The sequence below is a fragment of the Promicromonospora sp. NPDC057138 genome (assembly GCF_042670845.1).
Lineage (GTDB): Bacteria > Actinomycetota > Actinomycetes > Actinomycetales > Cellulomonadaceae > Promicromonospora.
Map to the genome: position 1 here is coordinate 1 of NZ_JBHUUX010000064.1, position 14,495 is coordinate 14,495.

Genomic DNA, 14,495 nt, shown 5'->3' on the forward strand with positions numbered 1-14,495 from the left:
GGTCCGGCCCGGCACGAGGATTCCTCGTGCGGCGCCGGACAGGCGCTCTACTTCGCGGACCGGGTCTCGGGTCAGACGACGGCGCCCGGGCCGTCGTCGTCCGGGTCGCGCTGGTGCGGCATGCGCCAGATCAGCACACCCAGGCCCAGCACGAACAGGCCGAGGCCGATCTGCCCGACCAGCGGTGGGATCGCCAGCGCCGGCACCGCCGCGGACACGATGATCCCGATCACGGCGAGCACGGGAACACCCACGACGAAGCTCCACGCCATGGTGAGCAGCGGGTCGCGGGACAGCAGCGGCGGGGGCTCCGGCGGCGTGAAGTGGGACTCCTCCTCCTCGAGCGCCTCGGCCTCGGGCGACAGCGGCCAGTCGCGAGGGCCGGCGGGCAGGATCACGCGCGACTCGATACCCGGCTCGATACCCGGCTCGATACCCGCCACGCCCTCGGGCGCGCCCGAGGCGTCGCCGGCGCGGTCGCCGTCGTTGCGCTCGTCATCGGACCGCGAAGTCTGAGAAGATTCGGCGGGCTTCTCCGGGTCGTCGGCGGTGCCGTCGGTGCCGTCGGTCCGGGAGACGTCGATATCGCCGAGGGTGGCGACGATGTCGGCCCAGCGCGAGGCCACGTCGTCGTCGCCCAGCTCCCGTGGGGTGTCGCCGGGCACGTCGTCGTCGCGGTCGTCGGTGTTCGATGCGGCCATGGGCACACTCTATTGTCGTCAGGGGGCCTACGGGACCGGGTCATGAGGAGGAAATTTTGTTCTACTGGGTGATGAGGAACCTGCTGGTGGGCCCATGGCTGCGCCTGGCGTACCAGCCGTGGGTCATCGGCGCCAGGAACGTACCGCGCACAGGCGCGGCGATCATGGCGAGCAACCACCTCGCGGTGATCGACTCGTTCATCCTGCCGCTGCTGGTCCCGCGCCGGGTGACCTTCCTCGCCAAGTCCGACTACTTCACCGGCAAGGGCCTCAAGGGCAGGATCGTGGCCTGGTTCATGACGGGCATCGGCATGATCCCCGTGGACCGCTCCGGAGGCGCCGCGAGCGAGGCCGCGCTGCGCACGGGCCTCCGCGTGCTGCGCGAGGGCAACCTGTTCGGCATCTACCCGGAGGGCACCCGCAGCCCCGACGGTCGCCTGTACAAGGCGAAGACCGGCGTGGCCCGGATGGCACTCGAGTCGGGCGCCCCGGTGATCCCGGTCGCCATGGTCGACACCGACGTCGCACAGCCGCCCGGAAAGGGCCTGCCCACGTTCATGCCGCTGGGCGCCGTGATCGGCGAGCCGCTCGACTTCAGCCGGTACAAGGGCATGGAGACCGACAAGTTCGTGCTGCGCGCCGTCGCCGACGAGATCGAGTACGCGATCCTCGCACTGTCCGGCCAGGAGTACGTCGACGCGTACGCGGCCAGCGCCAAGGAGCGCGTGGCCCGCGGCGAACCCCTGCCCCCCGCGTCCGAGGAGGGCCCCGGCGGCCTCCCCCTCCCGGAGGTGGAAAAGCCGCAGCGCCCCAAGCGCTGACCCGTCGCGGCTCGTGGAGGCAGAAGGCGTCCGCCGGCGCCGTCCGATCAGCTACTGACACTTTCCGGCCGGCGGGCGAGCATCGCTGCCGCGCGGCGCCGGACGACCATGATCGCGGCGAGCCTGTTCACGCCGAAGGACAACAGGACCAGCCCGGTCGCGCCTGCGAGGTCGGCCCCGGATGCTGTAGCGAGAAGAAAGAACCCCGCTCGGATGGCGACGAACACGGCCCACAGGCCGACGCCGGGCCCCGTGAGGCGGTACTCGAGCCTCGTCTCGACCGCGCGAAAGCGGGTCACGTACCCCATCGCCGTTCCGGTGATCGCGACGAGGGCGAGCTCGCCGATGATGAACCAGTCCCCGGGAACCCACTGGAACCCGGTCCCGAGCTCGACGCCCAGATAGCCGACCCCCGCCGCGATGACCAGTGACGGAAGCCGGAGCATGCGGTGCAGCACCGCTGACCGCCAGAGGAACTGCCGGACGATCAGGACCGCGATCCCGACCGCGATGATGAGGTTGTCGGCGATCTGATTGATGGCTCCCCAGTCCAAGGACACGATGCGCTCCCAGTTCAATCACTAGTGATCGTTTCCGTGAAAGTATCACTAGTGATTGAATAGGTCCATGCGCGCCGCCGACCTGCATCGCCTGGCTCGAACGATCCGTGAGATCGCCTTGCGAGCGACCGAGAACACCGGCGAGGACAGCGTGAACGCCGGCCAGCTGGCGGTGCTCGAGGACGTCGCACGCAACCCGCAGTCCACGATCGGCGAGATCACTCATCGGACGAGGCTCGCGCAGAGCCTCGTGTCACGCATCGCTCGCGACATGGCCGACGTGGGCGCACTCACGATCGAGAAGGACCCCGCTGACCGACGCAAGGTCCGCGTCGACCTGGACGCCCGGGCGCGCCGCAAGATCCTGGAGCGCGCGGGCAACACGATCGACGATGCACTCAGCGCCAGTACACCGAGCCTCACGGACGACGAACGGCGAGATCTTGAGCATCACCTCGCCGAAGCCGAGCGACTGCTACGCACGGGGGCGGATACCGCGACCACGGTCCGGCGGCCGGCCGCCGCGCCGCCGCGGCACGACGCGCCCTAACGTGGCGGTGGAGCACTCGACGAACGCACCACCAGGGTGGTCGCCAGCTCCGTGCGGAGGGTGTGGCCGCTGGCCGTCCGGGCGCGGTGCACCAGGTCGACGGCGGTGGCGCCCATCTCCGCCAGGGGCTGCCGCACCGTGGTGAGCGCCGGGTCGATCCACGGCGCGATCGGCAGGTCGTCGAAGCCGACGAGCGAGACGTCGCGAGGCACCACGAGCCCGGCCTCGCGCAGGGCGCGCAGGGCGCCGAGGGCGGTGTCGTCGCTGCTGGCGAAGATGGCGGTGGGCGGGTCGTCCAGGGCCATCAGGTGCTGCGCGCCCTCGTATCCGGAGGTCACGCCGTAGGCGCCGACGTACACGAGCTCGTCGTCGGTGGGCACGCCCTCCCGGATCATGGCGGCGCGGTAGCCCGCGAGCCGCGCGATGGCGTTGTCCTGCTCCAGCGCGCCCGTGATCGTGGCGATACGGCGGTGGCCCAGCGAGAGGAGGTGGGCCGTCGCCTCCAGCCCGCCCTGGAAGTTGGTGGCCCCGACGCTGAGCATCCCCTCGGGCGGCCGCTGCCGCGGGTCGACGACGACGAGCGGCGTGCCGGTGTCCTCCAGCGCGCGCCGCGCGTCGGCGTCGGGCACCGCGACGATGCTGACCAGGCCGTCGGTGCCGCGCTCCAGCGCATGCCGCACCCAGGAGCTGCAGTCGTCGGGGTCGGGCTCGACCGCCAGGACGACGTCGAGCCCGAGCCGCCGCGCGCCGGCGACGGCGCCCCGGACCACCGCCTCCGACCAGGTGCCCTCGAAGTCGACGATCCGGACGTCGATCATGCCGGTCGGCTTCGCCGCGGGCGGCCGGACGACGTAGCCGTGCCGCTCCAGCGCCTCGGTGACGCGGGCGCGGGTGGCGCCGGCGACATCGGGCCGCGTGTTCAGGACCTTGGAGACCGTGGGGACCGAGACGCCGGCCTCGGCCGCGACGACGGCGAGCGGGATGCGGGGCTGGTCCTGCGCCATGGGTCCTCCGTCGGGCGCTCGGCGAGATGTGTTTCCGAAACCAGGAGCGTAACCGATGGCACGGCACACGCCGGCGCAGCAGCCGGTGCAGCGCCAGAACACACGGCAAGCCGCCGCGAGCGCCCATTGACAGTCCTCGCCGCCCCGTCTAACCTCCCCGGGTCTTTCCGAGATTCACCTTCGAAATTTCGGACCAGCAGACGGCACGGATCGACACGGTTCAACAAAGGAGTGATCGTGAACAGGACACCTCGCGTCGTCGCAGCGGCGACGGCGTCGACCCTCACGCTGGCCCTCGCCCTCACCGGGTGCGGCCGCAGCGATGAGGGCGACACCACGGCAGAAGGCCCCAGCGGTATCACGGACGGCCCCGCGACCGGCACGGTCGAGGTCTGGGCGATGGGCACGGAGGGCGAGCTGCTGCCGGAGCTCGCGAAGCAGTTCGAGGCCGACAACCCCGAGGTCACGGTGAACGTCACGCCGGTCCCGTGGGAGTCGTCGACGGAGAAGATCAACACGGCGATCGCCACGGGCGAGGTGCCCGACGTCATGCAGGTCGGCACCACCCTGGTGAGCGGGTTCGTGGGGCTCGGCGGCCTCGCGCCCACCCCTCAGGACATCGACTCCGCTGCCTTCTTCCCGGGCGCGTGGGACACGACGGTCGTCGACGGGACCTCGTACGGCGTGCCCTGGTACGTGGAGACGCGCGTCCTGTACTACCGCAAGGACCTCGCGGAGAAGGAGGGACTTGAGGCCCCGAAGACCTGGGACGATCTGACCGCCTTCGCGGCCGGGCTGCAGGACGCCGGGGCCGAGCACGGCATCGCCCTGCAGACCCGCGGGAACTCCACGGCCCTGATGTACCTGCCGTTCTACTGGCAGGCCGGCGGCGAGATCATGGACGACGCCGGCGAGTTCACTCTCGACAACGACGCCCAGGTCAAGGCGCTGGAGTACTACTCCTCGTTCATGCGCGACGGGCTGGCCCCGCCGGTCCTCGTCGAGGACGAGAAGGTGCAGAACTTCATCGACGGGGACCTCGGCTCGTTCGTCTCGGGCCCGTGGGAGCGCGCGAACCTGCTGACGACGGCGGGCGACGACTTCGCGGACAAGTTCGGCGTGGTGCCGCTGCCGGAGGACGAGGCGACCGGGTCGTTCATCGGCGGCTCCAACCTCGCGGTCCTGGCGGACGCCGCCAACCCCGACGCCGCGTGGAAGTTCGTCCAGTTCACCACCGACCCGGCCACCCAGGTCGACTGGTTCGGGATCTCCAGCGACCTGCCCGCCGTCCAGTCCTCCTGGGACGACCCGGCGCTGGCCGACGACGACGCGGTTGCCGTCTACCAGGACGTGCTCGAGACCGCGCGCTCGACCCCGGCGATCCCGACCTGGGCCGAGATCGAGCACGAGCTCGACCTCGTCATCGAACAGGTCATCGCCGGCGACGTGAGCCCGCAGGACGCGGCAAAGCAGATGCAGGACGCCGCCACCTCGATCGGGACGGGCCTGGACTGACCGTGGCCGTCTCCACTGCGACCGTCCCGCCCGCGTCCGTCCCGTCAGGGACCGTCACAGCGCGGCGTACGTCCGCACGCCGCCGCCGCACGGGCCTCGCCGCCTGGGGCTTCGCGCTGCCGTTCAGCGTGCTGTTCGCCGTCTTCATGCTGCTGCCGGTGGTGTCGTCGCTGTACATGGCGTTCACCGACATGCGGGGCGCCGACCTCCGGACGCCGTGGGCCGTCAACTTCGTGGGGCTCGACAACTTCGTCGCCGTCCTCGCGGACCCGAAGTTCCAGCAGGCCGCCGGCAACACGCTCTACTTCGTCGGGGTGGCCATGCCGCTCACCCTCGCGATCGCGCTGCTGCTGGCGGTGCTGCTGAACTCGGGCCTGGTGTGGTTCCGGTCGGTGTTCCGCGTCGGCTTCTACGCCCCCGTGGTGACGTCGATCGTCGCGGTTGCTGTCGTGTGGCGGTTCCTGCTGCAGCCCGACTTCGGGCTCGTGAACTCGGCGCTCGGCGTCGTCGGCATCGACGGGCCGCGGTGGCTCACCGACGCGGCCTGGGCCATGCCGTCGCTGATCGTGATGGCGACCTGGCGCAACGTCGGGTACTCGATGGTGATCCTGCTGGCCGGGCTGCAGGGCATCCCCCGCGACGTGTACGAGGCGTCCGCCATCGACGGGGCGGGCGCAGTGCGGCAGTTCCGGTCCATCACAGTCCCGCTGCTGCGGCCCACCCTGCTGTTCTGCGCGGTCATCACCGGCATCGGCTACCTGCAGTTCTTCGAGGAGCCGTTCGTGATGACCCAGGGCGGCCCGCTGGGCGCCACCAACTCGGTGGCCTACGAGATCTTCAACCAGTTCGGGTTCGGCAACTACGGCCTGTCGGCGGCGATGAGCTACGTGCTGTTCGTCGCCATCGTGATCCTGTCCTACCTCCAGTTCCGCCTGCTCAGGACGGAGAAGTGATGGCCGGAGAAGTGATGGCCGGAGAAGTGATGGCGCACGACGACGCGTCCCGCCCGCGCCGGTTCACCCCGCGCGCGATCCTGCTCAACGTCGCGCTCCTGCTCGGCCTCGCCGCCTCGATCGGGCCGCTGGTCTGGATGGTCGTGTCGTCGGTCAAGCCGGAGGGCGAGATCCGGCAGTTCCCGCCCACCCTGATCCCCGACCACGTGACCTGGGCCAACTACACCGAGCTGTTCGCCACGCTGAGCTTCCCGCGGTACTTCCTCAACTCGGTGGTCGTCGCGCTGGTCGTGACCGTCGGGTCGGTCCTGTTCAGCGCCATGGTCGGCTACGCGCTCGCGAAGCTCGACTTCCCGGGCCGGCGCGCGCTGTTCGCACTGGTCATGGGCACCCTGATGGTGCCGGGCATGGTCACGTTCGTGCCGCTGTTCGTGCTCGTGGCCAACCTGGACCTCATCAACACCTACGCGGCGCTGATCCTGCCGTTCCTGGCGGCGCCGTTCGGGGTGTTCCTGATGCGGCAGTTCATGCTCGACGTCCCGGACGAGCTGCTCGACGCCGCGCGCGTCGACGGCGCCGGCGAGTTCCGCACGTTCTTCGCCGTCGTGCTGCCGCAGGCCCGCCCGGCGCTGGCGACGCTCGGCATCCTCACGTTCCTCGGGTCCTGGAACAACTTCCTGTGGCCCCTGGTCGCCGTCCAGTCGGCCGACAAGTACACGCTGCCCGTCGCGCTGGCCCTGTACTCGACCGGCCAGAACACCGTCCAGTACGGCCTGCTGGTGGCGGGCGCGACGGTCATCGTGCTGCCCATCCTCATCGTCTTCCTCGTCCTGCAGCGGCACATCGTGCAGGGCATCTCGACCACCGGCCTGAAGTAGGAGTTCTCTGTGACCGAACAGCTCACGCTGCCCACCGCGCCCGGCTTCCTGTGGGGCGCCTCGACCGCCGCCCACCAGATCGAGGGCGGCAACACCAACAGCGACTGGTGGGCGAAGGAGCACGTCGACGGGACGCTGTGCACGGAGAGCTCCGGCGACGCCGTCGACAGCTACCACCGCTACCCCGAGGACGTCGGGCTGCTCGCGGACGCCGGCCTGAACGCCTACCGCTTCTCGATCGAGTGGGCGCGGATCGAGCCCGCCGAGGGCGAGATCTCGCGGGCCCAGCTCGCGCACTACCGGCGCATGATCGACACGTGCCTGGCCGCGGGCGTGACGCCCGTCGTCACGCTCCTGCACTTCACGCTGCCCCGCTGGTTCGCCGAGCGCGGCGGCTGGTTCGCGCCCGACGCCGTCGACACCTTCAGCCGCTACGTCGAGACCGCGACGCGGATCCTGGGCGACGTCGGCCACGTCGTCACCATCAACGAGCCCAACATCACCTCGATGATGCTCGGCGCGAGCCGCCGCACCAACCTCGACGCCGCGGGGCTGGCCGCCCCGGACCAGGCGGCGTCCGAGGTGCAGGCGACCGCCCACCGGCGCGCCGTCGAGATCCTGCACGGCCTGGGGCACGTGCGGGCCGGCTGGACCATCGCCAACCAGGTGTTCCAGGCGGCGCCGGGCGCCGAGGCCGCCCGGGACGCCTACGCCTACCCGCGCGAGGACTTCTTCCTCGAGGTCGCGCGCGGCGACGACTTCGTGGGCGTGCAGAGCTACCTGCGCACCATCATCGGAGCCGACGGGGAGCCCGTACCCGTCGCCGACGACGTCGAGACCACCCTCACCGGCTGGGAGTACTACCCCCAGGCGCTGGGCGAGGCCCTGGAGTACACGCACCGCATCACCGGCGGCGTCCCGATGATCGTCACCGAGAACGGCATGGCCACCGCCGACGACGCCCGCCGCATCGACTACACCCGCGAGGCCCTCGCGGGCATGGCCCGGGCGATGGCGGGCGGCTGCCGGGTCGAGGGCTACCTGCACTGGTCGCTGCTCGACAACTACGAGTGGATGAGCGGCTTCGCCCCGACGTTCGGGCTGATCGCCGTCGACCGCACGACGTTCGAGCGCACGCCCAAGCCGAGCCTCGCGTGGCTCGGCAAGGTCGCCCGCACGGGCGAGCTGCCCGCCTGAGCCGACAAGCGCTGTCACGACTACGACGACGTAGAGGAGACACACCATGAGCAGACACGTCATGAGCAGATCCAGGGCAGTGGTCGCGGCGGCCGCCGTCGCCGCCCTGACGTTCACCGCCGTCCCGGCGAGCGCCACCGGCGCAGCCCTGGCCGCGACCCCCGACCCGGTCACGGGCCGGGGCCAGGCCGCGAGCCAGGCCGACGACCGTCGCCAGCTACGCACCTGGGCGGCCGACACCTGGCGCTCGTTCGACGCGCTGGTCGTCGAGGAGACGGGCCTGCCCGACGACAACATCGGCGGCGACCTCGACCCGGGCAGCCGCGGCGGGTACACCTCACCGACCAACATCGGCGCCTACCTGTGGAGCACGGTGGTCGCCCGGGACCTCGGGCTCATCAGCCGCCGTGAGGCACGCGGCCGCATGGCGACCACGCTGGACACCGTCGCCGGGCTGGAGAAGCACGAGCCCAGCGGCATGTTCTACAACTGGTACGACCCGGCCACGGGCGCCAAGCTCACCACGTTCCCCACCAGCGGCGACCCGGTCAAGCCGTTCCTGTCCAGCGTGGACAACGGCTGGCTGGCCACCGGCCTGCTCCTGGCGAGCCGCGCGGAGCCGTCCCTGGCCGACGAGGCGGACGCCGTCCGCGAGCGCATGGACTTCGGCTGCTACTACGACCCGGCGCAGAACCAGATCCGCGGCGGGTTCTGGGACGCCGACCCGCAGGAGACCGCGCCGGTCCCGGGCGACTACTGCGGCATGGGCGCCGACGTCTGGTACACCGGCCACCACTACGGCGCGTTCAACACCGAGCCGCGGATCGCCTCGTACCTCGGGATCGCGCAGGGGCAGATCCCGGCGAAGCACTACTTCGGCACGTACCGCACCTTCCCCGACTCGTGCGACTGGGACTGGACCGAGACGCGGCCGGTCGGCGAGTGGGCCGAGTACCTGGGGGTCGACGTCTTCGAGGGCGCCCTGCCGTACCGGGGCATGCGGGTGGTCCCGACCTGGGGCGGCAGCATGTTCGAGGCGCTCATGGTGCCGCTCTTCGTGCCCGAGGAGACGTGGGGCCCCCGGTCGTGGGGCCGCAACCACCCGCTGTACGTGCGCGGGCAGATCGAGCACGGCATGGCGGAGGCGGGCTACGGGTACTGGGGCTTCTCGCCGTCGAACAACCCGGCCGGCGGGTACCGCGAGTACGGCGTCGACCAGCTCGGGCTGGACGGGCCGGGCTACACCTCCGACCAGGAGCGCACCGCCGTCGGCCAGCCGTACGAGGGCTGCCGCGAGGGCTCGCCCGCGCCCACCGAGTACGGCGACGGCGTCGTGACGCCGCACGCGTCGTTCCTCGCGCTGCGGTACGCGCCCCGGGAGGCGATGGCCAACCTGCGGAACATCGCCGCGGACTTCGACTCGTACGGCCCGGGTGGTTTCTACGACGCCGTGGCCGTGCGCAGCGGCCAGGTCTCCGAGCACTACCTGGCGCTGGACCAGGGCATGATCATGGCCGCGCTGGGCAACGAGCTGGCCGACGACGCGATGCGCCGCTACGTCGCGCCGGGCGCCCTGGAGCGGAAAGTGCGCCCCCTGATGACGATCGAGCAGTTCTCCGTAGGGTGGGACGGGTGAAAACACTGGATCTCGCCTCGCGCCTGGGGCGCACCGTCCTGTACCAGATCTACCCGCAGTCGTTCGCGGACGCGAACCGCGACGGCATCGGCGACCTCGAGGGCATCACCGAGCGGCTGGACTACCTCGCGTGGCTCGGGGTGGACGCGCTCTGGCTCAGCCCGTGCTTCGTCTCCCCGTTCGCCGACGCCGGGTACGACGTCGCGGACTTCTTCCAGATCGCGCCCCGCTACGGCACGAACGAGGACATGGCCCGGCTCACCGAGGAGGCCGGCCGCCGCGGCATCTCCGTGCTGCTCGACCTCGTGGCCGGGCACACCTCGGACCAGCACCCGTGGTTCCGCGCGTCCGCCGACGACCCCGACGACGACCGGTTCGTCTGGAGCGACGTGCCCGTGGACGGCTTCCAGCCCGGACTGGGCGCGCGCGGCGGCTACTACCGACCCAACTTCTTCCCGTTCCAGCCCGCGCTGAACTACGGGTACGCCCGCCCCGATCCCGCCGAGCCCTGGCGTCAGCCGGTGGACGCCCCGGGCCCCCTGGTCAACCGGAAAGCGCTGCGGCAGATCATGGCGTACTGGTTCGACGTCGGGGTCGCCGGGTTCCGCGTCGACATGGCGTCGTCGCTCGTCAAGGACGACCCCAGCCGCGTCGAGACGGGCCGCCTGTGGCGCGAGACCCGCTCCTGGCTGGACGAGACCTACCCGGGCCGCGTGCTGATCAGCGAGTGGGGCAACCCCCGGATCGCCGTCCCGGCGGGCTTCCACGCGGACTTCTTCCTCCAGTTCGGGGGCGACGACGAGGGGCTGCCGTTCCGGTCCCTGTGGAACAACGGGGCCGGGACGGTGGACCCGGCCTGGAGCGAGGTGTCCGCCTGGGCCGACGCCGACGCGCGCGGTGACGCGAGCACGTTCGTCCAGGCCTGGCGGGTGGCGACGGATGCCATCGCGGCCACCGGGCGCGGCGGGGTGGTGGGCCTGCCGACGTCGAACCACGACTTCACGCGGCTCGTGGCGGGCGCGCGCGACGCCGAGCAGGCCCGGGTCGCCCACGTGCTCACGATGACATGGCCTGCCCTGCCTTCGGTCTACTACGGGGACGAGATCGGCATGCGGTACGTGCCGGGCACGCCGACGCTGGAGGGCTCCCAGCTCGGCCCGACGTACGACCGGGCCGGCTCGCGCACCCCCATGCAGTGGGGTGACCTCCCGGCGGCCACGTTCGGCCCCGGCAGCCCTGCGGCGTCCACGTACCTGCCGCAGGACCCCGACCCGAACCGGCCCACGGTCGCCGGGCAGCTTGACGACGAGGGCTCGCTGCTGCGGCTGGTGCGCGGGCTCATCGCGCTGCGTCACCGCGACTCACGCCTCGATGTCGAGTCGCCGACCGAGGTGCTCGCCACCGGCTACCCGCTGGCCTACCTGCGGGGCGGCACGCTCGCGATCGTGCTCAACCCGGGCCGGGCGGCGGTCAGGCTTCCGCTCGACGGGGCCGCGGGTGCCCGGACGGTGTTCGCCAGGGGCTGCAGTGTCAAGGCGGGCGACGGCGGACCCGACGTCGTGCACCTGGACGGGCACGGGTACGCCGTGCTCGACCTGGACGCGCCCGAGAACCTCCGGTCCGCGGGTTAACCTTGGCCGCGTGGAACTGATCCGTAAGGGCAAGGTTCGCGAGGTCTACGCGGACGGCGACGACGTAATCCTGGTGGCTTCCGACCGCGTATCGGTGTACGACGTCGTGCTGCCGACGCCCGTACCCGACAAGGGCGCGATCCTGACCCAGCTCTCGCTGTGGTGGTTCCGGCAGTTCGCCGACCTGGTGCCCAACCACGTGATCAGCGAGGACGTGCCCGAGGAGTGGGCGGGGCGCGCCATCCGCTGCAAGCGGCTGGAGATCCTGCCGGTCGAGTGCATAGCGCGCGGGTACCTCGCGGGCGGAGGCCTGGACAGCTACCGCGAGACCGGCACCGTGTCCGGCGTCGCCTTCCCGCCCGGCCTGGTCGAGGCCGACCGCCTCCCGCAGCCTGTGTTCACGCCGTCGACCAAGGCGGACGAGGGGCACGACGAGTACATCTCCGTCGAGGAGATCGCCAAGGACCTGGGCGAGCAGACCACGAACCGGCTGCGGGACCTGACGCTCACGATCTACGAGCGCGGCGCCGAGATCGCCCGAGAGCGCGGCGTCATCATCGCCGACACGAAGTTCGAGTTCGGGGTCGACGCCGACGGCGTGCTGACCCTCGCCGACGAGGTGCTCACCCCCGACTCCTCACGCTTCTGGAAGGCGAGCGAGTACGAGCCGGGCCGCGCGCAGTGGTCCTACGACAAGCAGTTCGTGCGCGACTGGTCCTCGACCCTCGCGGACTGGGACCGCACCTACCCCGGCCCGGCGATCCCCGACGACGTCGTCAACGAGACCCGCGCCCGCTACGTCGAGATCTACGAGCAGCTGACAGGCGAGACCTGGACCTGATCCGTTGAGTGCTGGGTATTTGTTGGTCCACGAGCAACTTTCGAACCAATACCCAGCACTCAGCGATGTGGGTGGGCGGGAGTGTCAGTGAGTGCGGCTAGCGTGCACGCCGTGAGTACCACCGCGTCCGCATACCAGGCCACGTTCGAGGAGCTCGGCACGCCGCTGCGGGACGTGACCTTCGTGGTGGTGGACCTGGAGACCACCGGCACCAAAGCCACAGAGGGTGGCATCACCGAGATCGGCGCGGTCAAGGTCCGCGGCGGCGAGGTGCTGGGCGAGTTCCAGTCGCTGGTGAACCCGGGTCATTCGGTCCCGGCGTTCGTCGCGCGGCTGACGGGTATCACCAACGCCATGGTCGCCACGGCGCCGGACATCGCGCTGGTGCTGCCGAGCTTCCTGGAGTGGGCGCGCGACACCGTGCTGGTGGCGCACAACGCGCCGTTCGACGTCGGCTTCCTCAAGGCCATGTGCGCGCGGCTCGACTACGAGTGGCCAGGGTTCACCGTCGTGGACACGGTGCCGCTGGCCCGGCGCCTGGTCACGCGCGACGAGGCGCCCAACCACAAGCTGTCCACCCTCGCGAACCTGTTCCACGCCAGCGTCTCCCCCGACCACCGCGCGCTGGCCGACGCGCGCGCGACCGTCGACGTCCTGCACGCGCTCTTCGAGCGCCTCGCGCCGATGGGCATCACGCATCTCGAGGACCTGGCCACGGCCGCCGACCCGGTGTCGCCGGAGGTGCGCCGCAAGCGGCACCTGGCCGACGACCTGCCCGAGGCGCCCGGCGTCTACCTTTTCCGCGGGCCGGGCGACGAGGTGCTGTACGTCGGCACGTCCGTCAACATCCGCAAGCGCGTGCGCTCCTACTTCACCGCCGCCGAGAAGCGGAAGCGGATCTCGGAGATGGTGCGCATCGCAGAGCGAGTCACGCCTGTCGCGTGCGCGACGCCGCTGGAGGCGCAGGTGCGCGAGCTGCGGCTGATCACCGAGCACGCCCCGCGCTACAACCGGCGCTCGAAGTTCCCGGAGCGGCACTCGTGGGTGCGCCTCACCGACGAGGCCTACCCGCGCCTGTCGGTGGTGGGCGGCGTCGTGGCGGGCGCCGCGCACATCGGCCCCTTCGGGTCCCGGCGCGCCGCGCAGGAGGCCGTGCACGCCCTGCACGACGCCCTGAACCTGCGCCAGTGCACCGCCCGCATCCCCCTGGTCTCCAAGACGCCGGGCAGCCCGTGCGCCCTGGCCGGCATGGGCCGCTGCTCCGCCCCGTGCGTGGCGACGGAGGCCCCGGACGCGTCCTACGAGCACGTGGCCGACGCCGCACGCAGCGCCCTGACCGGCGACGCCTCCCCGGTCGTGCGCGCGCTCTCCGACCGGATAGCCGCGCTCGCCCACCAGGAGCGCTACGAGGAGGCCGGCGAGGTCACCCGCCGGCTGCGCGCCTTCGTCTCGGGCGCGCACCGGGCGCAGAAGCTGGATCCGCTGGCCCGCTGCGCGGAGCTCGTGGCGGCGCGCCCGTCCGGCATCGGCAACGCCCCGGGCAAACCAGGGGGCTGGGAGATCGTGGTGATCAAGCACGGGCGGCTCGCCGCCACCGACGTCTCCGCGCCCGGTGCCAGTCCCCTCCCCCTCGTCGACGCCCTGCGCACGACGGCGGAGCACGTCGAGCCGCCCGTCGCACCCGCGCCCGCGGCGCACCCCGAGGAGACCGACCTGCTCCTGGGATGGCTCGACTCCCCCGGCGTCCGCCTGGTGCACCTCAGCGACACGTGGGCCTGCCCGGTGCGCGCGGCCGGTGCGCATGCGGACCTGGCCTGGGTGAGCGACCGGGTGCAGCTCGAGATCGGCACGGCGCACGACGTTCTCGACGCCGCGCCCGCCCCGGAGCCCGAGAACGCGCCGCACGTGGATACGATGACGGCATGCTGACCGCGATCGTCCTCATCGATGCCGAGACGTCCCGCATTCCCGAGGTCGCGCAGGAGGTCGCGAACATCGACGGAGTGAGCGAGGTCTTCTCGGTGACGGGCAAGACCGACCTCGTCGCCATCGTGCGCGTGCCGGAGCACGAGCAGCTCGCCGGCGTCGTGTCCGACAGGGTGAACAAGGTGTCCGGCGTGCAGAACACCGAGACCCTCATCGCCTTCCGCGCCTTCTCCAAGGCGGACCTGGAGCAGGCGTTCGCCCTCGGGCTCGACGACTAGGTCC

Annotated in this window: 14 protein-coding genes; 11 read left to right on the plus strand and 3 right to left on the minus strand. The window is 71.3% G+C overall.

Annotated features, from left to right (window positions below):
* Nucleotides 1-71: 71 nt before the first annotated feature.
* Nucleotides 72-701 carry a hypothetical protein gene (locus ACFT2C_RS24030; RefSeq protein WP_377209604.1) on the minus strand — a complete coding sequence of 210 codons (630 nt, stop codon included), beginning with the start codon at nt 699-701 and terminating at the stop codon, nt 72-74.
* A 56-nt stretch (nt 702-757) separates the two neighbouring features.
* On the opposite strand from ACFT2C_RS24030, the gene ACFT2C_RS24035 reads away from it, so the two are divergent.
* Complete coding sequence (locus ACFT2C_RS24035) at nt 758-1,522, plus strand: lysophospholipid acyltransferase family protein (protein ID WP_377209605.1); 765 nt, start codon at nt 758-760, stop codon at nt 1,520-1,522.
* 47 nt (nt 1,523-1,569) lie between these two features.
* Here the strand turns inward: ACFT2C_RS24035 and ACFT2C_RS24040 are convergent, their stop codons facing one another.
* Nucleotides 1,570-2,082 (minus strand): hypothetical protein, encoded by a 513-nt coding sequence (locus tag ACFT2C_RS24040; protein WP_377209606.1) that lies wholly within the window; start codon nt 2,080-2,082, stop codon nt 1,570-1,572.
* A 67-nt stretch (nt 2,083-2,149) separates the two neighbouring features.
* Between ACFT2C_RS24040 and ACFT2C_RS24045 the strand changes: the two genes are divergently transcribed.
* Entirely contained in the window at nt 2,150-2,632 is a 483-nt protein-coding gene (locus ACFT2C_RS24045; RefSeq protein WP_377209607.1) for a MarR family winged helix-turn-helix transcriptional regulator, read from the plus strand.
* Here ACFT2C_RS24045 and ACFT2C_RS24050 read toward each other — a convergent pair.
* Nucleotides 2,629-3,636, minus strand: a complete 1,008-nt coding sequence (locus ACFT2C_RS24050; protein ID WP_377209608.1) for a LacI family DNA-binding transcriptional regulator — start codon at nt 3,634-3,636, stop codon at nt 2,629-2,631. The two genes, ACFT2C_RS24045 and ACFT2C_RS24050, sit on opposite strands and share 4 nt — an antisense overlap.
* 237 nt (nt 3,637-3,873) lie before the next feature.
* Here ACFT2C_RS24050 and ACFT2C_RS24055 point away from each other — a divergent pair, with 237 nt between their 5' ends.
* The 9 genes from ACFT2C_RS24055 (at nt 3,874) to ACFT2C_RS24095 (ending at nt 14,491) form a co-directional block, all read left to right on the plus strand.
* Nucleotides 3,874-5,151, plus strand: coding sequence for an extracellular solute-binding protein (locus ACFT2C_RS24055; protein ID WP_377209609.1), 1,278 nt, complete (start codon nt 3,874-3,876; stop codon nt 5,149-5,151).
* A complete protein-coding gene (locus ACFT2C_RS24060; protein WP_377209632.1) occupies nt 5,148-6,104 on the plus strand; it encodes a carbohydrate ABC transporter permease in 957 nt (318 codons plus the stop codon). Before ACFT2C_RS24055 ends, ACFT2C_RS24060 begins: the two co-directional genes overlap by 4 nt.
* A complete protein-coding gene (locus ACFT2C_RS24065; RefSeq protein WP_377209610.1) occupies nt 6,104-6,982 on the plus strand; it encodes a carbohydrate ABC transporter permease in 879 nt (292 codons plus the stop codon). The genes ACFT2C_RS24060 and ACFT2C_RS24065 overlap by 1 nt, the downstream gene beginning before the upstream one ends.
* Before the next feature lie 9 nt (nt 6,983-6,991).
* The gene (locus ACFT2C_RS24070; RefSeq protein WP_377209611.1) at nt 6,992-8,179 is read left to right on the plus strand and encodes a glycoside hydrolase family 1 protein; all 1,188 of its coding nucleotides are present in this window, start codon (nt 6,992-6,994) and stop codon (nt 8,177-8,179) included.
* Nucleotides 8,180-8,225: 46 nt separating this feature from the next.
* Complete coding sequence (locus ACFT2C_RS24075; RefSeq protein WP_377209612.1) at nt 8,226-9,815, plus strand: glucoamylase family protein; 1,590 nt, start codon at nt 8,226-8,228, stop codon at nt 9,813-9,815.
* On the plus strand, nt 9,812-11,446 hold the full coding sequence (locus ACFT2C_RS24080; RefSeq protein WP_377209613.1) for an alpha-amylase family glycosyl hydrolase: 1,635 nt from the start codon (nt 9,812-9,814) through the stop codon (nt 11,444-11,446). Before ACFT2C_RS24075 ends, ACFT2C_RS24080 begins: the two co-directional genes overlap by 4 nt.
* Nucleotides 11,447-11,456: 10 nt before the next feature.
* Complete coding sequence (locus ACFT2C_RS24085; RefSeq protein WP_377209614.1) at nt 11,457-12,287, plus strand: phosphoribosylaminoimidazolesuccinocarboxamide synthase; 831 nt, start codon at nt 11,457-11,459, stop codon at nt 12,285-12,287.
* A 102-nt stretch (nt 12,288-12,389) separates the two neighbouring features.
* Nucleotides 12,390-14,216, plus strand: coding sequence for a DEDD exonuclease domain-containing protein (locus ACFT2C_RS24090; protein WP_377209633.1), 1,827 nt, complete (start codon nt 12,390-12,392; stop codon nt 14,214-14,216).
* A complete protein-coding gene (locus tag ACFT2C_RS24095; protein WP_377209615.1) occupies nt 14,210-14,491 on the plus strand; it encodes an Lrp/AsnC family transcriptional regulator in 282 nt (93 codons plus the stop codon). Before ACFT2C_RS24090 ends, ACFT2C_RS24095 begins: the two co-directional genes overlap by 7 nt.
* Nucleotides 14,492-14,495: the final 4 nt, after the last annotated feature.